General features: G+C 73.0%; 4 protein-coding genes. All 4 read left to right on the plus strand.

What is annotated here, in order from left to right; all coding sequences use genetic code 11:
* Positions 1-40: 40 nt before the first annotated feature.
* The 4 genes from rfbA to NP777_RS09820 all read left to right on the plus strand — a co-directional run bounded on the left by rfbA (position 41) and on the right by NP777_RS09820 (position 20,181).
* Positions 41-913 carry a glucose-1-phosphate thymidylyltransferase RfbA gene (gene rfbA, locus NP777_RS09800; protein ID WP_256649859.1) on the plus strand — a complete coding sequence of 291 codons (873 nt, stop codon included), beginning with the start codon at positions 41-43 and terminating at the stop codon, positions 911-913.
* Positions 914-926: 13 nt separating this feature from the next.
* Positions 927-1,901, plus strand: a complete 975-nt coding sequence (rfbB, locus tag NP777_RS09805; protein WP_256649703.1) for a dTDP-glucose 4,6-dehydratase — start codon at positions 927-929, stop codon at positions 1,899-1,901.
* 137 nt (positions 1,902-2,038) lie between these two features.
* Complete coding sequence (locus NP777_RS47720) at positions 2,039-15,187, plus strand: type I polyketide synthase (protein ID WP_391858475.1); 13,149 nt, start codon at positions 2,039-2,041, stop codon at positions 15,185-15,187.
* Positions 15,184-20,181 carry a type I polyketide synthase gene (locus tag NP777_RS09820; RefSeq protein ID WP_449343545.1) on the plus strand — a complete coding sequence of 1,666 codons (4,998 nt, stop codon included), beginning with the start codon at positions 15,184-15,186 and terminating at the stop codon, positions 20,179-20,181. Before NP777_RS47720 ends, NP777_RS09820 begins: the two co-directional genes overlap by 4 nt.
* Position 20,182: the final 1 nt, after the last annotated feature.

Below are 20,182 nucleotides of genomic sequence, written 5' to 3' on the forward strand. Positions count from 1 at the left end.
CCTGGAGTGCGGGCTGACCGCGTTGATAGCTTCTGGCCGCATGAAGGGCATAGTCCTCGCCGGAGGAAGCGGTACCCGACTGCATCCTTTGACACATGCGGTGTCGAAGCAGATCCTTCCCGTCTACAACAAACCGATGATCTATTACCCGCTGTCGGTCCTCATGCTCGGCGGCGTCAGGGAAATCCAGATCATCTCGACCCCGCTCCATGTGGAGCTGTTCCGCGCGCTTCTCGGCGACGGCGGCCGGCTGGGTCTTTCGATCGAGTACGCCGAGCAGCCCGAGGCCAATGGAATCGCCGAGGCATTCATCATCGGAGCCGAGTTCATCGGCGATGACCAGGTGGCGCTGGTCCTCGGAGACAATATCTTCCACGGGCCCGGTTTTTCGAAGATGCTGCACCATGAGGCAAGCCATGTCGACGGCTGTGTGCTTTTCGGCTACGGAGTCAAGGACCCGGAACGGTACGGCGTCGGGGAAATGGATGAGCGCGGGCGGCTGATCTCCCTCGAGGAGAAGCCGGCCGCCCCCAAATCCAATCTGGCCATCACCGGTCTGTATCTCTACGACAACGACGTCGTGGACATCGCCAAGAACGTACGGCCGTCCGGGCGCGGCGAACTGGAGATCACCGACGTCAACCGCGTCTATCTGGAACGCGGAAAGGCCAGACTGGTGGGGCTCGGCCGCGGATTCGCCTGGCTGGACACCGGAACCCATGACTCGCTGCTCCAGGCGGGCCAGTATGTGCAGCTTCTGGAGCAGCGCCAGGGAGTGCGGATCGCCTGTCTCGAGGAGATAGCCTTCCGGATGGGGTTCATCGACGCCGCCGCCTGCTATGAGCTCGGTGCGGAGCTCAGCAAGACGGAGTACGGACAATATCTGATGGATATCGCGGCCAATAACCGCTGAAGGGTTGTCTCCAGTGCGCATAGTTGTGACCGGCGGCGCGGGCTTCATCGGCTCCCACTTCGTCCGGCAGACCCTGACAGGGGCGTACGCGGCCTGGGCGGACGCCCAGGTCGTGGTGGTCGACAAGCTCACCTACGCGGGCAACGAGGCCAACCTGGCCGAGGTCGCCGACAGTCCCCGGCTGCGCTTCGTCCGCGGTGACATCTGTGACGGCGAGCTCGTCGGCGAGGTGCTGCGGGACACCGATCTGGTGGTCCACTTCGCCGCGGAATCGCATGTCGACCGCTCGATATCCGGCGCCGAGGAATTCGTGCGGACCAATGTCCTGGGCACCCACACCCTCCTCAACGCGGCCGCGAACGCGGAGGTCGGAAAGTTCGTCCACATCTCCACGGACGAGGTCTACGGATCCATCGAAAGCGGCTCCTGGAGCGAAGAGCAGCCACTCGAGCCCAACTCGCCGTATTCCGCCTCCAAGGCGTCTTCCGATCTGCTGGCACGGGCCTTCCACCGCACCCATGGACTGCCCGTCTGTGTGACCCGCTGCTCCAACAACTACGGCCCGTACCAGCACCCCGAGAAGGTCATTCCGCTCTTCGTCACTAACCTCATGGACGGCAGACCGGTGCCGCTCTACGGCGACGGCGGGAATGTCCGGGACTGGCTGCATGTGGACGACCACTGCCGCGGTATCGCGCTGGTCGCCGAGAACGGCCGCCCGGGAGAGGTCTACAACATCGGCGGCGGCACCGAACTGACCAATCTGGAACTCACGGAACGACTGCTCGAACTGCTCGGCGCCGACCGCTCCCTGATCGAGCGGGTGCCCGACCGCAAGGGCCATGACCGCCGTTACTCGGTGGACATCGCGAAAATCTCCGCGGAACTCGGCTACCACCCCGTGATGTCGTTCGAGAACGGCCTCGCGGAAACCGCCAAGTGGTACATGACACACCGGGGTTGGTGGGAACCGCTCAAGAAGATGTGACCACCCCTACGCCGAGGGTTAGGGGTGGATGCGGTTAGGGGTGGTTGAGTCGACTCCCGCCCCATACCGTCGACTTCCGGATCATGGTCAGTCCAGTCGCGTCGGAATCTCAACTGAGAGAAGAGTCTGAGGTCGTGATGTCGGAGAACTCCCTGATGCGTGACGGGCACATCGCGGTCGTCGGTATGGCATGTCGCGTGCCGGGCGCATCGACCCCGGATGAGTTCCGGCAGTTGCTGCGCAATGGAGAGAGCGCCATCACGGAGATCCCGGCGGACCGGTATGGCGATGAGCTCCGGGACGCCGGTATTCGATTCGGCGGGTTCGTCGAAAGGGCAGCCGAGTTCGATCCGGAGTTCTTCGGGATTTCACCCCGAGAGGCACGGGCGATGGACCCCCAGCAGCGGCTCGCGCTGGAACTGTGCTGGGAGGCCCTGGAAAACGCCGGACTCGTCCCCGCACAACTCGAGGGCAGCCGCACCGGCGTCTTCATCGGCGCCATCGCCGACGACTACGCGGCGCTGGTCCACCGCGGCGAACCGGCCGCCATCACCCAGCACACCCTCACCGGCCTGAACCGCGGCATCATCGCCAACCGGGTCTCCTACGCCCTCGGGCTGCGCGGCCCGAGCGTGGCCGTGGACACCGGGCAGTCCTCGTCCCTGGCCGCCGTGCACCTTGCCTGCGAGAGCCTGCGGCGCGGCGAGACCGGGACCGCCGTCGCGGGCGGCGTCCAGCTCAACCTCGCCCCCGACGGCTTCATCGCCGCCTCCCGGTTCGGCGCGCTCTCCCCGGACGGCCGCTCCTTCACCTTCGACGCCCGCGCCAACGGCTATGTGCGCGGCGAGGGCGGCGGCCTCGTCGTGCTCAAGCGGCTCCCGGACGCGCTGCGCGACGGCGACCCCGTGCTGTGCGTGATCCGCGGCTCCGACGCCAACAACGACGGCGGCGGCGACAGCCTCACCACCCCCGCGGCCCACGGGCAGGAGGCCATGCTGCGCGCCGCCTATGAGCGCGCCGGGGTCGACCCCGCCCGGGTCCAGTACGTCGAACTGCACGGCACCGGCACCAAGGTCGGCGACCCGGTCGAGGCCGCGGCGCTGGGCGCGGTCCTCGGCGCGGGCCGGGCGGAGGGCGCGCCGCTGCGGGTCGGCTCCGCCAAGACGAACGTGGGCCACCTCGAAGGCGCGGCCGGGATCACCGGCCTCATCAAGACGGTGCTCTCGCTCGCCCACCGTGAGCTGTTCCCGAGCCTCAACCACGAGACCCCGAACCCCGCGATCCCCCTGGACACCCTGGGCCTGACGGTCCAGACCGCCCTCGACGCCTGGGCCCCGGAGGCGGACACCCCACGGCTCGCGGGCGTCAGCTCGTTCGGCATGGGCGGCACCAATGTGCACATGGTGCTGGAGGAGGCACCCGCCCACGCCCCGGCCGCGGACCGCCCGACGGCCCTCGACACGGTGCCGTGGGTGGTGTCCGGACGTACCGAGGGCGCGTTGCGGGCCCAGGCGGAGCGGTTGCGGTCGTATGTGGTGGGGCGGCCGGAGCTGGATCCGGTGGATGTGGGTTACTCGCTGGCGTTGAGCCGGTCCGCCTTCGGTCACCGCGCGGCGGTTGTCGGCCGCGACCGTGCGGAGCTGCTGAGCGGTCTCGACCAGCTCGCCACGGGCATGGTTCCGGGCACGGTGACCGATGACGAGGGCAGGACGGCGTTCCTGTTCACTGGTCAGGGCGCGCAACGCGTGGGTATGGGGCGGGGGTTGTATGCCGCGTTCCCGGTGTTCGCGGTGGCGTTCGATGAGGTGTGCGCGGAGCTGGATGGTCATCTGGACGGTTCGGTGCGGGAGGTGGTGTTCGGTGAGGATGCCGGGGCGCTGGATCGGACGGTGTTCACTCAGAGCGGGTTGTTCGCTCTGGAGGTGGCGCTGTTCCGGCTGGTGGAGTCCTGGGGGCTGGCGCCGGACTTCCTGGTGGGCCATTCGGTGGGGGAGCTGGCGGCCGCTCATGTGGCCGGGGTGTTCTCGCTGGCGGACGCCTGTGCGCTGGTGGCGGCACGTGGCCGGCTGATGCAGGCGCTGCCCGGCGGCGGGGCGATGGTCTCCCTCCAGGCCCCGGAGGCCGAGGTGCTGCCACATCTGGCCGGTTATGAGGACCGGGTGAGTGTGGCGGCGGTCAATGGCCCGGCGGCGACCGTCATCTCCGGTGTGGAGTCGGCGGTGCTCGAGGTGGCGGAGGCGGTGGGGGTCAAGAGCAAGCGGCTGAGCGTTTCGCATGCGTTTCACTCGCCGTTGATGGAGGGGATGCTGGACGAATTCGCCGAGGTGGCGGGCCGGATCGGCTACTCCGCACCGCGTCTGGCGATCGTCTCCAACGTCACGGGGGAGTTGGTGGGCGAGGAGGTGTGCTCGCCGGAGTACTGGGTGCGCCATGTGCGTCAGGCGGTCCGCTTCGGGGACGGCATACGGTTCCTCGAGGCTCAGGGCGTCACTCGCCATGTGGAGATCGGCCCGGCCGGAGTGCTGTCCGCCATGGGCCGCGAATGCGTCTCAGGTCCGGCGGCGTTCGTCCCTCTGCTGCGCAAGGATCGTGACGAGGCCGAGGCGCTGCTGTCCGGTGTCGCCCAGGTGCACGCTCACGGTGGCGAGGTCGACTGGGAGCGGGTGTTCGCCGGGCGCGGTGCGCACCGGGTGGAGTTGCCCACGTACGCCTTCCAGCGGCAGCGCTACTGGCTGGGCACCGACCTGCCCGGCACCGAGGACACCGCCACCACCGAACCCCTCTCGTGGCATGAGGAGTTCGCGGCCCTCACCGACGCCGGCGAGCGCGAGCGCGTGGCGCTGGAGCTGGTCCGTACGCACACCGCGTGGGTGCTGGGCTCCCCGGGCCCCGACGCCGTCGACCCCGAGAAGATCTTCAAGGACCTCGGCTTCGACTCGCTGATGTCCGTCGAGCTGTGCAACCTCCTCAGCACCGCCACCGGAACACGGCTCGCCGGGACCGTCCTCTTCGACCACCCGACTCCGCTGGCCCTCTCCCACCACCTCCGGGACGTGGTGGTGGGCTCCCCGGCGGCGGTGGCCCCGCGCCCGGCCGCCACCCGGACCCTCACCACCGGCCACGACGACCCGATCGCCATCGTGGCGATGAGCTGCCGCCTCCCCGGCGGAGTGCGCACCCCCGAGCAGTTGTGGGAGCTGGTCAGCGAGGGCCGGGACGCCATCGCGGGCTTCCCGGCGAACCGGGGCTGGGACCTGGAGGGGCTCTACGACCCGGACCCGGCCCGCCACGGCACCAGCTATGTGCGCGAGGGCGGATTCCTCTACGAGGCCGACCAGTTCGACCCGGCCTTCTTCGGCATCAGCCCCCGCGAGGCCCAGGCGATGGATCCCCAGCAGCGGCTGCTGATGGAGACCGCCTGGGAGGCGTTCGAGCGCGCCGGGATCGATCCCACCACGCTCAAGGGCAGCGACGCCGGTGTCTTCGTCGGCGCGATGCCGCAGGACTACGGGCCCCGGATGGACGAGGCGTCGGAGGGGTTCGAGGGCTATCTGCTGACCGGTGGCACCACCAGCGTCGCCTCCGGCCGGATCGCCTACACCTGGGGACTCGAGGGCCCGGCGGTCACCGTCGACACGGCCTGCTCGTCCTCCCTGGTGGCCCTGCACATGGCCGTACGGTCGCTGCGCCAGGGCGAGTGCTCGCTGGCGCTGGCCGGGGGTGCCACCGTGATGTCCAGCCCCGGGATCTTCGTGGAGCTGAGCCGCCAGAAGGCGCTGTCGCCCGACGGCCGCTGCAAGGCGTTCTCGTCCGACGCCGACGGCACCGGCTGGGGCGAGGGCGTGGGCATGGTGCTGCTGGAACGGCTGTCGGACGCGCGGCGCAACGGGCACCAGGTGCTGGCGCTGGTGCGTGGCTCCGCCACCAACCAGGACGGCGCGAGCAACGGCCTCACCGCCCCGAGCGGCCCGGCCCAGCAGCGGGTCATCCGGCAGGCGCTGGCCGACGCCGGGCTGAGCGCGGCCGATGTGGACGCGGTCGAGGCGCACGGCACCGGCACCTCGCTCGGCGATCCCATCGAGGCGGGCGCGCTGCTGGCCACGTACGGTCGGGACCGTGCGGCGGACCGGCCGCTGTGGCTCGGCTCGCTGAAGTCCAACGTCGGCCACCCCCAGGCGGCGGCGGGCGTGGCCGGGGTCATCAAGATGGTGCTGGCGCTGCGCCACGGCGTACTGCCCCAGACCCTGCACGTACACGAGCCCTCGCCGCATGTCGACTGGTCGTCCGGGGCCGTGGAGCTGCTGACCGAGGCGAGGCCGTGGCCGGAGCCGGAGTCCGATCGGCCGCGGCGTGCTGGTGTGTCGTCCTTCGGCATCAGCGGCACCAACGCACACGCCATCCTGGAGCAGGCCCCGGCCGAACCGGCCACCGGCCACGACGAGCCGCGCCCGGCGGCCCCGGAGCCGCCCGTGCTTCCCTGGGTGCTGTCCGGGCGCACCGAACAGGCCCTGCGCACCCGGGCCGAGCAGCTGCGGGACCACCTGGCCGACCACCCCGGCACCGACCTCGCCGCACTCGGCCACGCCCTCGCCACCACCCGCACGGCCTTCGGCCACCGGGCGGTGATCCTGGGCCGCGACCGGGAGCGGCTCCTGGACGGCCTCGGCGCGCTCGCGCAGGGCACCCCGGCGCCGCATGTGGTCCAGGGCGCGGCGGGCGGCCGGCGGAAGACCGTGTTCGTCTTCCCCGGGCAGGGCTCGCAGTGGATCGGGATGGCACTCCCGCTGTGGGACGCCTCGCCCGTCTTCGCGGAGCGGCTGGAGGAGTGCGCCGACGCACTGGAGCCGTTCCTGGACTGGTCGTTGCGCGATGTGCTGCGCGGTGAGCCGGGCGCGCCCTCGCTGTCCCGCATCGACGTGGTGCAGCCCGCGCTGTTCGCGGTGATGGTGTCGCTGGCGGCGCTGTGGCGCAGTCACGGCGTCGAACCGGCCGCGGTGGTCGGCCATTCGCAGGGCGAGATCGCCGCCGCGTACGTGGCCGGAGGGCTCTTGCTCCAGGATGCCGCCAAGGTGGTGGCCCGGCGCAGCCAGGCCTGGGCCGAGCTGAGCGGCAAGGGCGGCATGCTCTCGGTGCTCGCGTCCGCCGGGACGGTCGCCGAGCGGCTGCGGCCGTGGAGCGAACGGCTCGGCATCGCCGCCGTCAACAGCCCCGCCACCGTGACCGTCTCCGGCGACCCGGAGGCCCTGGACGCCTTCATGGCCCAGCTCGCCGCCGACGGGGTGAAGTCCCGCCGGGTGCCGGGCGTGGACACCGCCGGACACTCCCCGCAGGTCGACGGGTTGCGCGAGCGGCTGCTGCGCGAGGTGGCGGGGGTGCGGCCGCGCGCCTCGCGGATCGCGTACTACTCCACGGTGACCGGTGGACCGCTGGACACCACCGAGCTGGACACCGACTACTGGTACCGGAACATGCGTGAGCCGGTGGACTTCGAGCGGGCCACCCGGGCGCTGCTGGCCGACGGCCACACGGCGTTCATCGAATGCGCCCCGCATCCCATGCTCGCCATGTCGCTCCAGCAGACCATCGAGGACGCGGGCGGGAACGCCGCCGTCGTCGGCACGCTGCGCCGGGACGAGGGCGACCCGGAGCGCTTCGCGGCCTCGTTCGCCGAGGCGTACGCGCAGGGTGTCGAACCGTCGTGGGACGCGGTGTTCGGGGGCGCGCCGGGGCGCGGTGAGCGTGCCCTGGAGCTGCCGACGTATCCGTTCCAGCGGCAGCGGTACTGGCTGGACAAGCCGGTCGCGGCGAGCGATGTGGCGGCGGCCGGACTCGACGCGGCCGGGCATCCGCTGCTCGGCGCCGCGGTCCCGCTGGCGGGCGCGGACGACCACCTGTTCACCGGCCGGATCTCCGCATCCGACCACCCCTGGCTGACCGAGCGCACCGGCCCGGACGCGGCCGTGCTGCCCGGCAGCGCCCTCGCCGAACTGGCGATCCGGGCGGGCGACCAGGTCGGCTGCGACCGGATCGAGGAACTGTCCCTGGACGCGCCGCTGGTGCTGCCCGAGAAGGGCGCCGCGGTGATCCAGGTGCGCGTCGGCGCCCCGGACGGCGGGGGCTCGCGCGCCCTCAGCGTCCACGCACGCGCCGAGGGCGCGGACTCCGACGAGCCGTGGACGCGGTACGCCACGGCGGTCCTGGGCACCGGTGCCCGGCCCACGGACATCGGCCTCGCCGCGTGGCCACCGGCCGACGCCGTCCCGGTGGAGACGGCCGGAGGCGCCGTCGCCGCCTGGCGGCTCGGTGCGGACCGCTACGCGGAGGTCGGGCTGACCGAGGCCGAGGAGGCCGACGCCGGGCGCTACGGACTGCACCCGGTGCTGCTGGAGTCGGCGCTCGACGCGGTGGAGACCCCGGGCGACGGCGGGACGCGGCTGGCCGCCGCATGGAGCGGTGTCGCCCTGCACGCCACGGGCGCCACGGCGCTGCGGGTACGGCTGACGCCGACGGGTCCCGATACGTACGCGGTCGTCGCGGCCGACCTGAGCGGCGCCCCGGTGGCCTCGGTGGACCGGCTCGTGCTGCGCGCGGTGGACGCGCCAGAACCGATCGGCGGCCGCTCCGCCCTTCACCCGTCGCTGTTCCGCCTGGAGTGGCCCGCGGTGCCCGCCGCGGACACCACCGCGACCGGGGCTCCGGCGAGCTGGGCGGTACTCGGCGACGACCCGCTCGGGCTCTCCGCGGCCGTGGACGCGGTGCCCTACGACGAGACGGCGGACGCGCCGGACGCGGTCCTGGTGGCGTGCGTCGCGGAGGGCGACGGCGATGTGGCGGAGGCGGCCCACGCGGCCACCCACCGAGCGCTGGCGCTGATCCAGCGCTGGATCTCCGAGGAGCGCCTCGCCTCCTCCCGGCTGGTGTTCGTCACCCGCGGCGCGGTCGCGGCCGCCCCCGGCGAGGAGGTCCCGGACGTGGCCCACGGCGCCGTATGGGGCCTGGTGCGCTCGGCCCAGTCGGAACACCCCGGCCGCTTCGTCCTCGTGGACCTCGACGCCGAACCGGAGTCGGCGACCGCCCTCCCGGCCGCGATCGCCTCCGGCGAACCCCAGTGCGCGGTCCGCGAGGGACTGGTGACGGTGCCCCGACTGGGGCGGGTGGCGAGGGGAACGGGGACCGCCGAGGCCACCGCTATGGGGGTCACCGCTATGGGGGTCACCGAGCCCGCCGAGGTCACCGCCACCCATGCCACCGGGCCGGCCCAAGGCCACCGACCGCTGGACCCCGAAGGCACCGTTCTCATCACCGGCGCCACCGGGACCCTCGGTGGGCTCGTCGCCCGCCATCTGGTGGGCGAGCACGGCGTACGGCATCTGCTGCTGGTCAGCCGGCGTGGGCCCGCGGCCGACGGTATGGATGAACTCCGCGCCGAACTGGTCGAGTTGGGGGCCGCCGTCACCGTCGCCGCCTGCGACGCGGCCGACCGGGAGGCGCTCGCCGGGCTTCTCGGTGCGATACCCGCCGCGCATCCACTGACGGCCGTGATCCACGCGGCGGGTGTGCTCGACGACGGCATCGTGGACGCGCTGAACCCCGACCGGCTGGACCGCGTGTTGCGGCCCAAGGTGGACGCCGCGTGGAATCTGCACGAGCTGACCGCGGGCCATGACCTGGCCGCGTTCGTGCTCTACTCCTCCGTCGTCGCCACCATCGGCAACGCCGGACAGGCCAACTACGCCGCCGCCAACGCCTTCCTGGACTCCCTCGCCCAGCACCGCGGGGCCCGCGGTCTGGCCGCCCAGTCCCTCGCCTGGGGCCTGTGGGAGCAGCGCAGCGGTATGAGCGGGCATCTGGACGACGCCGATGTGCGGCGCATGGCGCGCTCCGGTATCCGTCCGCTGCCCAGCGCGGAGGGCATGGAACTCTTCGACGCCGCGCGGGCGGCGGGCGACGCCACGCTCGTGCCCGTCCGGCTCGACCTGGCCGATCTGCGCAAGCGCGCCGCGAGCGCCGCCGCCACCCCCGGCCAGGACGCCGTACCGGCCTATCTGCGCGGCCTGGTCCGGACGCCGGTCCGCCGCGTCGTACGGGCCGGTGGCGGAGGCGGGGCCGCGGACACCGACGAGAGCTCGTTCGGGCGGCGGCTGGCCGCCCTGCCGGCGGCCGACCGGGACCCGTTCCTGCTGGACCTGGTGCGGGAACACGCGACGGGTGTGCTGGGGCTCGCCACTCCTGACGACATCGAGGCCACCCGCGCCTTCCGCGAGGTCGGCTTCGACTCCCTGACCGCCGTGGAGCTGCGCAACCGGCTGGGCGCCGCCACCGGGCTGCGGCTGCCGACCACCCTCCTCTTCGACTACCCGACCCCCGCCGTGCTGGTGGACCACTTGCGGCGCGAGGCACTGGGCGAGCAGGCGGAAGTGGCGGCCGTGGTCGCCGCCGTCCGCCCCGCCGACGACGATCCGATCGCCATCGTGGCCATGAGCTGCCGGCTGCCCGGCGGGGTCCGCGGCCCCGAGGACCTGTGGGAGCTGGTGGCGGACGGCCGCGATGTGATCTCGACCTTCCCGACCGACCGCGGCTGGAACGTCGAGGAGCTGTACGACCCCAACCCCGATACGCCGGGCAGGAGTTACGCCAAGGAAGGCGGCTTCCTCTACGACGCCTACGACTTCGACCCCGAGTTCTTCGGGATCTCCCCGCGCGAGGCGCTCGCCATGGACCCCCAGCAGCGGCTGCTGCTGGAGACCTCCTGGGAGGCGCTGGAGCGCGCCGGGATCGACCCGCACTCCACGAAGGGCAGCACGGCGGGCGTGTTCATCGGCTCCACCGGCCAGGACTACGCCTCGCGGCTGGGCGAGATCCCCGAGGACATGGAGGGGTATCTGCTGACCGGCAAGGCCGCCAGTGTGGTCTCCGGCCGTATCGCCTATTCGCTCGGCTGGGAGGGCCCGGCGCTCACCATCGACACCGCGTGCTCCTCCTCCCTGGTCGCCATCCACCAGGCGGCGCAGGCGCTGCGCCAGGGCGAATGCTCGATGGCACTGGCCGGCGGCACGACGATGATGTCGACGCCCAGTCTCTTCATCGAGTTCAGCAGGCAGCGCGGGCTCGCCCCCGACGGCAGGTCGAAGGCGTTCTCCTCCGACACCGACGGCACCAGCTGGGGCGAGGGCGTCAGCATGGTGCTCCTGGAGCGGCTGTCCGACGCGCGGGCCAACGGCCACGAGGTGCTGGCGCTCGTACGCGGCTCCGCCGTCAACCAGGACGGTGCCAGCAACGGCCTCACCGCGCCCAACGGCCCATCGCAGCAGCGGGTGATCCGGCAGGCGCTGGCGAACGCCGGGCTGTCGGCCGCCGAGGTGGACGCCGTCGAGGCGCACGGCACCGGCACCACGCTCGGCGACCCGATCGAGGCCCAGGCCATCCTCGCCACCTACGGCCAGGGCCGGGCGGCCGAACGGCCGCTGAGGCTGGGTGCGTTGAAGTCCAACATCGGCCACACCCAGGGCGCGGCCGGTGGTGCCGGTGTCATCAAGATGGTCATGGCGATGCGCCACGGTCTGCTGCCCAGGACGCTCCACGTCAAGGAGCCCACTCCGCATGTGGACTGGACGGCCGGGGCCGTCGAGCTGCTGACCGAGGCCAGGGAGTGGCCCGCGGGCGAGCGGGTGCGGCGTGCCGGGGTGTCCGCCTTCGGCATCAGCGGCACCAACGCCCACCTCATCCTGGAGGAGCCCCCCGCCGACCCGGTCACCGAACCGGAGCCGGAGCCGGAGCCGTCGGTGCGCACCGATGTGGTGCCGTGGGTGGTGTCCGGACGTACCGAGGGCGCGTTGCGGGCCCAGGCGGAGCGGTTGCGGTCGTATGTGGTGGGGCGGCCGGAGCTGGATCCGGTGGATGTGGGTTACTCGCTGGCGTTGAGCCGGTCCGCCTTCGGTCACCGCGCGGCGGTTGTCGGCCGCGACCGTGCGGAGCTGCTGAGTGGACTGGAGCAGCTCGCCACGGGCGTCGCCCCGGGCACGGTGACCGACGACGAGGGCAGGACGGCGTTCCTGTTCACCGGTCAGGGCGCGCAACGCGTGGGTATGGGGCGGGGGTTGTATGCCGCGTTCCCGGTGTTCGCGGTGGCGTTCGATGAGGTGTGCGCGGAGCTGGATGGTCATCTGGACGGTTCGGTGCGGGAGGTGGTGTTCGGCGAGGATGCCGGGGCGCTGGATCGGACGGTGTTCACTCAGAGCGGGTTGTTCGCTCTGGAGGTGGCGCTGTTCCGGCTGGTGGAGTCCTGGGGGCTGGCGCCGGACTTCCTGGTGGGCCATTCGGTGGGGGAGCTGGCGGCCGCTCATGTGGCCGGGGTGTTCTCGCTGGCGGACGCCTGTGCGCTGGTGGCGGCACGTGGCCGGCTGATGCAGGCGCTGCCCGGCGGCGGGGCGATGGTCTCCCTCCAGGCCCCGGAGGCCGAGGTGCTGCCACATCTGGCCGGTTATGAGGACCGGGTGAGTGTGGCGGCGGTCAATGGCCCGGCGGCGACGGTCATCTCCGGTGTGGAGTCGGCGGTGCTCGAGGTGGCGGAGGCGGTGGGGGTCAAGAGCAAGCGGCTGAGCGTTTCGCATGCGTTTCACTCGCCGTTGATGGAGGGGATGCTGGACGAATTCGCCGAGGTGGCGGCCGGTATCACCTACGCCATGCCACGCATCGCGGTCGTCTCGAACCTCACGGGGGAGTTGGCGGGCGAGGAGGTGTGCTCGCCGGAGTACTGGGTGCGCCATGTGCGTCAGGCGGTCCGCTTCGGGGACGGCATACGGTTCCTCGAGGCTCAGGGCGTCACCCGCCATGTGGAGATCGGCCCGGCCGGAGTGCTGTCCGCCATGGGCCGCGAATGCGTCTCAGGTCCGGCGGCGTTCATCCCTCTGCTGCGCAAGGACCGTGACGAGACCGAGGCGCTGCTGTCCGGTGTCGCCCAGGTGCACGCTCACGGTGGCGAGGTCGACTGGGAGCGGGTGTTCGCCGGGCGCGGTGCGCGCCGGGTGGAGTTGCCCACGTACGCCTTCCAGCGGCAGCGCTACTGGTTCGACCCCGCGACGCCGGGAACGCCGACGGTCGCCGCCACCACGGACGCGTCCTCCGTGGAGGCCCGCTTCTGGGAGGCGGTCGAGCGCGAGGACCTGGAGGCGCTGACCGCCACCCTGGAGATCGACCAGCAGACGCGGCTCGGCGACCTGCTGCCCGCGCTCTCCTCCTGGCGCCGGGGCCAGAGCGACCGTGCCACCGTGGACTCCTGGCGCTACCGGATCACCTGGTCCCCGGTGGCGGTCGAGGAGCGTACGGCGCCGCTGTCCGGCACCTGGTGGGTGGCCGTGCCCCAGGGCAGGGCGGACAGTGCGCAGGTCGCCGCCGTGGCGGCCGCCCTTGACCGACGCGGGGCGCGCGTCGTGCCCCTCACCGTGGCCACGACCGGCCGTGACGCGCTCGCCGAGTGGCTGCGCCACGAGGCGGACACCGGTGGCACACCGGCCGGTGTGCTCTCGCTGCTCGCCCTCGACGACGATCCGCACCCCGAACACACCGCGCTCTCCACGGGGCTGGCCCTCAACGTCGGGCTGATCCAGGCGCTGGGCGACGCGGGGATCGCCGCCCCGCTGTGGCTCGCCACCACCGGCGCCGTAGCGGTGAGCGGATCCGATCAGCTCGGCCGCCCCGCACAGGCCGCCACCTGGGGCCTCGGCCGGGTCGTGGCCCTGGAGCACCCCCAGCGGTGGGGCGGTCTGGTCGACCTCCCCGGGAAGCTCGACGAGCGGACGGCGGACCGGCTGTGCGCCGCGCTCTCCGGCATCGCCGGCGACAGCGGCCCGGAGGACCAACTCGCCCTCCGCGACGCGGGGGTGTTCGTCCGGCGGCTGGTCCGGGCGCCGCTGCGCACACCGGGCCGGGAGAGCTGGAAACCGCATGGCACCGTACTGATCACCGGCGGCACCGGCGGGCTCGGCGCCCAGGTGGCCCGCTGGCTGGCCCGCTCCGGCGCCGAACACCTCGTGCTCACCAGCCGCCGTGGCATCGCGGCGCCCGGCGCCGCCGAACTGCGCGACGAGCTGACCGCGCTGGGCGAGGGCGGTGTCCGGGTGACGGTGGCGGCGTGCGACGTCCGCGACCGCGACGAGGTGGCGGCGCTGCTGCGCCGGATCACCACCGGGGGCGACCCGGTGCACGCCGTCTTCCACGCCGCGGGCGTCGTGGAGTTCTCCCAGCTCACCGACAGTACGGTGGCCGACTTCGCGGAGATGGCCGACGGCAAGGTGCTGGGCGCCACGCATCTGGACGCGTTGCTGGACCAGGACCACCTCGAGGCGTTCGTGCTCTTCTCGTCCATCGCCGCCACCTGGGGGAGCGGCGGGCAGAGCGCCTACGCGGCCGCCAACGCCCACCTGGACGCGCTCGCCGAGCACCGCGAGGCCCGCGGTCTCCCCGCCACCTCGGTGGCCTGGGGCCCCTGGGCCGACCACGGCATGATCGAGCACGGCGAGGTGGCGGAGCACCTCAGCCGCCGCGGACTGCCCGCCATGGCACCGGAGTTGGCCGTGTCCGCGCTGAGCGAGGCGCTGCACACCGGCGAGACCTCCCTCGTCCTCGCCGATGTGCGCTGGGACCGCTTCGTCCCCGGCTTCACCGCGGCGCGCCCCCGGCCGCTGATCGGCGAGCTGCCGGAGGTGCGCGACGCCCTCGCCACCACAGCGGCTCCCGACACCACCGGGCCGGACGACACGGCGGACACCTTCCTGGCGAGCCTCGCGGGGCTGACGGGCGAGGACCTGGACCGCGCCCTGCGGGATCTGGTGCACGCCCAGGCGGCGGCCGTGCTCGGCCACTCCTCGTCCGACGCGGTGGCCGGCGGCCGCCCGTTCAAGGAGCTGGGCTTCGACTCGCTCACCGCCGTCGAACTGCGCAACCGGCTGGCCGCGGTCACCGGACTCGACCTGCCCGCCACTCTCGTCTTCGACTATCCGGCGCCCGTGCCACTGGCCGAGTACCTGCGCGGCGAGCTGCCGTCGGCCCGCCCGGCGGACGCGCGCACCCTCTTCGACGACCTGGACCGGTGGGAGTCCGCGCTGCCGGAGCTGATGGCCGACGACGGGGTGCGGGAACGGCTGACGGGGCGTCTGAACGACCTCATGGCCAAGTTGGGCGGCACGCCCGGGGAACACACCGGCGGGCCGTCCCCCGACACCGGCCTCCTCTCCGCTACCGCCGACGAGGTCTTCGACTTCATCGACAACGAATTCGGGGCTTCCTGATGGCGAACGAGAACGAAGAGAAACTCCTCACCTACCTCAAGCGGGTCTCCTCCGACCTCAAGCAGGCCCGTGACCGGCTGGAGCGGATCGAGGCCGACGAGCGGGAGCCGATCGCCATCGTCTCGATGGGCTGCCGCTTCCCCGGTGGTGTCCGCTCGCCGGAGGACCTGTGGCGGCTGGTGGCCGAGGGCCGGGACGCGATCTCGGAGTTCCCCGCCAACCGGGGCTGGGACGTCGAGGGACTCTACGACCCGGACCCGGGCAGGTCCGGCACCTGCAACACCCGCGAAGGCGGCTTCGTCCACGACGCCGACCAGTTCGACCCGGCCTTCTTCGGGATCTCCCCGCGCGAGGCGCTGGCCATGGACCCGCAGCAGCGGCTGCTGCTTGAGGTGTCCTGGGAGGCGATCGAACGCGCGGGCATCGACCCGCTCTCGCTGAAGGGCACCAGGGCCGGGGTCTATGTGGGGCTCGCCTCGTTCCAGTACGGCGGGGACCCGCAGTACGCCCCGCGGAGCGTCGAGGGCCATCTGCTGATCGGCAACGTCTCCAGCGTGGCCTCCGGCCGGATCTCCTACACCCTCGGCCTCGAGGGACCGGCCATCACCCTGGACACCGCGTGCTCGTCGTCGCTGGTGACCATGCATCTGGCGGCCCAGGCGCTGCGCCGCGGCGAATGCTCGCTGGCGCTGGCCGGAGGGGTGGCGGTGATGGCCACCCCCGGTGTCTTCGTCGAGTTCAGCCATCAGCGCGGGCTGGCCGCCAACGGCCGCTGCAAGTCGTTCGCCGCGGGCGCCGACGGCACCGGCTGGGGCGAGGGCGCGGGCATGGTGCTGCTGGAGCGGCTGTCCGACGCCCGCCGCAACGGCCACCCGGTCCTCGCCGTGCTGCGCTCCAGTGCCATGAACCAGGACGGCGCCAGCAACGGCCTCGCCGCGCCCAACGGCCCCGCCCAGCGCCGGGTCATCGAGGCGGCGCTGACCGCCGCCGGGCTCACGGTGGACGACGTCGACGCCGTCGAGGCCCATGGCACGGGCACCGCGCTCGGCGATCCCATCGAGGCGGGCGCGCTGCTCGCCACGTACGGCAAGGGCCGCACCTCCGGCCATCCGCTGTGGCTCGGCTCGCTCAAGTCCAACATCGGCCACACCCAGGCGGCGGCCGGGGTCGGCGGGGTCATCAAGACGGTGATGGCGCTGCGCCACGGGACGCTGCCGAAGACACTCCACGCCGAGCAGGCGTCCCCGGCGGTCAACTGGTCCTCCGGCGCGGTCGAGTTGCTGACCGAGGCCCGGGAGTGGCCCGAACGTGGCCGTCCGCGCCGCGCCGGGGTGTCCGCGTTCGGCGTGAGCGGCACCAACGCCCATGTCGTCCTCGAACAGGCCCCGGCCGAGGGGGAGGACGAGGAAGAGGGCGCGTCCGCGCTCGGCGCTCCCGAGCTCGCCGCCCCCGCGTACGACGCCCCCGCCCTCGACGGGACCGCGCTCGGCGGCTCCGCCGTCCCCTGGGTGCTCTCCGGCAGGAGCGAAGCGGCCCTGCGGGCGCAGGCGGAGCGGCTGCTGGCCCATCTGAACGAGCGCCCCGAGGCGTCCCCGGCCGATGTCGGCCACTCGCTCGCCACCGGGCGGTCGGCCTTCGAATACCGCGCCGCGGTGGTGGGCGCGGACCGCTCCCAACTGCTAGGTCACCTGGCGGCGTTGGCCTCCGGCAAGGTCTCCGCGGGCGTGGTGCGCGGCGAGGGCGCGGCGGTGCCGGAGGCCCGTCCGGTGTTCGTGTTTCCGGGGCAGGGGTCGCAGTGGGTGGGGATGGCGGTGGAGTTGCTGGATTCGTCGCCGGTGTTCGCGGGTCGGTTGGCGGAGTGTGAGGTGGCGTTGTCGGGGTTTGTGGATTGGTCGTTGACTGGGGTGTTGCGGGGTGTGGGTCCGGGGTTGGAGCGGGTGGATGTGGTGCAGCCGGTGTTGTGGGCGGTGATGGTGTCGTTGGCGGAGGTGTGGCGTGGGTGTGGTGTGGTGCCTGCTGCTGTGGTGGGGCATTCGCAGGGGGAGATCGCGGCCGCGGTGGTGGCGGGTGCGTTGTCGTTGGAGGACGGGGCGCGGGTGGTCGCGTTGCGTTCGCAGGCCATCGCCCGTGGGCTGGCCGGACACGGCGGCATGATGTCCGTGTCGCTCCCGGTCGATGAGGTGCGGGAGCGGCTCGCCGCGTGGGACGGTCGTATCTCGGTGGCGGCGGTCAACGGTCCGGGTTCGATCGTGGTGTCCGGTGATCCGGAGGCGCTGCGTGAGCTGCTGGCCCAGTGCGAGGCGGAGCAGGTACGGGCGAAGCTGATCCCGGTGGACTACGCGTCGCACTCCGCCCAGGTGGAGAAGATCCACGACGAACTGCTGCGAATCCTCGCCCCCATCCGGCCGCGCACCTCGCGGATCGTCTTCCACTCGACGGTCACCGGCGAACCTCTCGACACGGCTGGGCTCGACGCCGCCTACTGGGCGCGCAACCTGCGGGAGACCGTACGGCTCGAAGCGGCCACCCGGGCGCTGCTCACCAGCGGCCACCGGCTGTTCGTGGAGGTGAGCCCGCACCCCGTGCTGGCCGCCGCCATCGAGGCCACCGTCGAGGCCGCCGAGGGCTCGGCCGCCGTCATCGGCACCCTGCGCCGCGAGGAGGGCGGCCCGGAGCGGATGCTGCTCTCGCTCGCCCAGGGGTACGTCCACGGCGCCGAGGTGGACTGGCGGGGGCTGTTCGCCGGGCGGGGCGCCGGGCGTGTCGACCTTCCCACGTACGCGTTCCAGCGCGCCCGCTACTGGGTCGAGCCCCAGACCGGCCCCGTCGCCGAGGCGGTCACCGGCCCGGCGGAGGCGGAGTTCTGGACCGCGGTCGAGAAGGCCGACCTGGACGCGCTGACGGCGACCCTGGGCGCGGACGCCGACGCGCCGCTCAGCGAGGTGCTTCCGCTGCTCTCGTCGTGGCGGTCCCGGCTGAGCGACCAGGCGGCGCTCGACGCCTGGCGCTACCGCATCGGCTGGCAGCCGCTCGACGGACAACGGACCCCCGCGCTCCCGGGCCGCCTGCTGGTGGCCGTGCCCGCCGGGGCATGGGCTGTTGATACCGATGGCGCCGCTGACGGGGCCGGGGCCGCTGACTCCAGGGCCGTCATCGCCGGAGCCGTCGACACCGGGGCTGCCGAGGCCATCACCGCCGGGCTCGCCGCGCTCGGCGTCGAGATCGTTCCCGTACGCATCGGCCCGGACGACACCGACCGCGCCCGGCTCGCCGCCCGTATCACCGAGGCCCTCGGGGACTCCGGGGCGCCCAGCGGCGTGGTGTCTCTCCTCGCCCTCGACGAGACACCGCACCCGGAACACCCCGACGTCACCACCGGGTTCGCCACCACCCTCGACCTGGTGCGGGCGCTGGGCGAGGCGGGCGTCGACGCGCCCCTGTGGTGGGTCACCCACGGCGCCGTCTCCACCAGCGGCGCCGACCGCCTCGAGGCCCCCGCCCAAGCCCTCGTCTGGGGCCTGGGCGGTGCGGTCGCGCTGGAGCATCCGCAGCGCTGGGGCGGGCTGATCGATCTGCCCGGGACGCTCGACCAGGGTGCCCTCCGGGCCCTCGCCCGCGCCCTGACCGGCCAGGACGGCGAGGACCAGCTGGCCATCCGCGCCTCGGGCACCCTCGCCCGGCGGCTCCGGCGGGCCGGGGCCGGCCGCCCAGGTGAGCCCTGGCAGCCCCGCGGCACCGTGCTCGTCACCGGCGGCACCGGTGGCGTCGGCGCCCAGATCGCCCGCGGACTGGTCGACGCGGGTGCCGAACACATCGTGCTGGTCAGCCGCCGCGGGCCGCGGGCCCCGGGCGCGGCCGAGCTGGAGGCCGAACTGACCGCGCGCGGCGCCCGGGTGACCGTCGCCGCGTGCGATGTGGCCGACCGCGAGGCGGTGACACGCCTGCTGGACTCGGTCACCGGCGACGGCGCGGAACACCCGCTCACCGCCGTGGTGCACGCGGCGGGCGCGCTGGACGACGCCACCGTGGACGCGCTCACCCCCGAGCGGATCGAGGCCGTACTGCGCCCCAAGGTGGCGGGCGCCCGCCACCTGCACGAACTCACCCGGGACCTGCACCTGGACCTCGACGCGTTCGTCCTGATCTCCTCGATCGCCGGCACCGTGGGCGCCGCCGGACAGGGCAACTACGCGGCGGCCAGCGCGTATCTCGACGCGCTCGCCCAACTGCGCCGCGCGGACGGCCTGCCCGCCACCTCGGTGGCCTGGAGCGCCTGGGCGGGCGGCGGAATGATCGACGGCGAGGTGGCGGACCAGCTGCGCCGCCGTGGCGCGCCGCCCATCGACGGCGCGCGGGCGCTGGAGCTGCTGCGGCAGACGGTCGCGCAGGGCGACGGTTTCCTCGTCGCGGCCGACATCGACTGGGGCCGTTTCGTCCCCGCCCTGTCCGCCACCCGCCCACTGCCGCTGCTCGCCGACCTCCCCGAGGCGGGCGGCACCGGGCCGGACCCGGCCGGAGCGGACCGGGAGGAGGCCGGTGGCGCCGGCGCGCTGCGCACGCGGCTCGCGGAGCTGGGCCCGGCCGACCGCCACACCGCCCTGGTGGAGCTGGTGAGCGAGCAGGCGGCCGCGGCCCTCGGCTACGCCGACGCGGGCGCGGTCGAGACCGGACGGGCCTTCAAGGAGCTGGGCTTCGACTCGCTGACCGCCGTCGATCTGCGCAACCGGCTGAACGCCGCCACCGGGCTGCGGCTGCCGGTCACCCTCGTCTTCGACTACCCGACCGCCGACGACCTCGCCGTGCTGCTGCGGGAGGAACTCCTGCCATCGGGCGGGGAATCCGTGGACACCACGGCGCTCGCCCAGCTCGATCGCGTCCAGTCCACCCTCGCCGCCCTGGAGCTGGACGACATCGAATCGGCCACGGACGACGAGATGTTCGAGCTGCTCGACGGGATGTTCGAGCTGCTGGGCCGGGATCTGACGGCCTCATGAA

This window comes from Streptomyces rugosispiralis, assembly GCF_024505145.1.
Taxonomy (GTDB): Bacteria; Actinomycetota; Actinomycetes; order Streptomycetales; family Streptomycetaceae; genus Streptomyces; species Streptomyces rugosispiralis.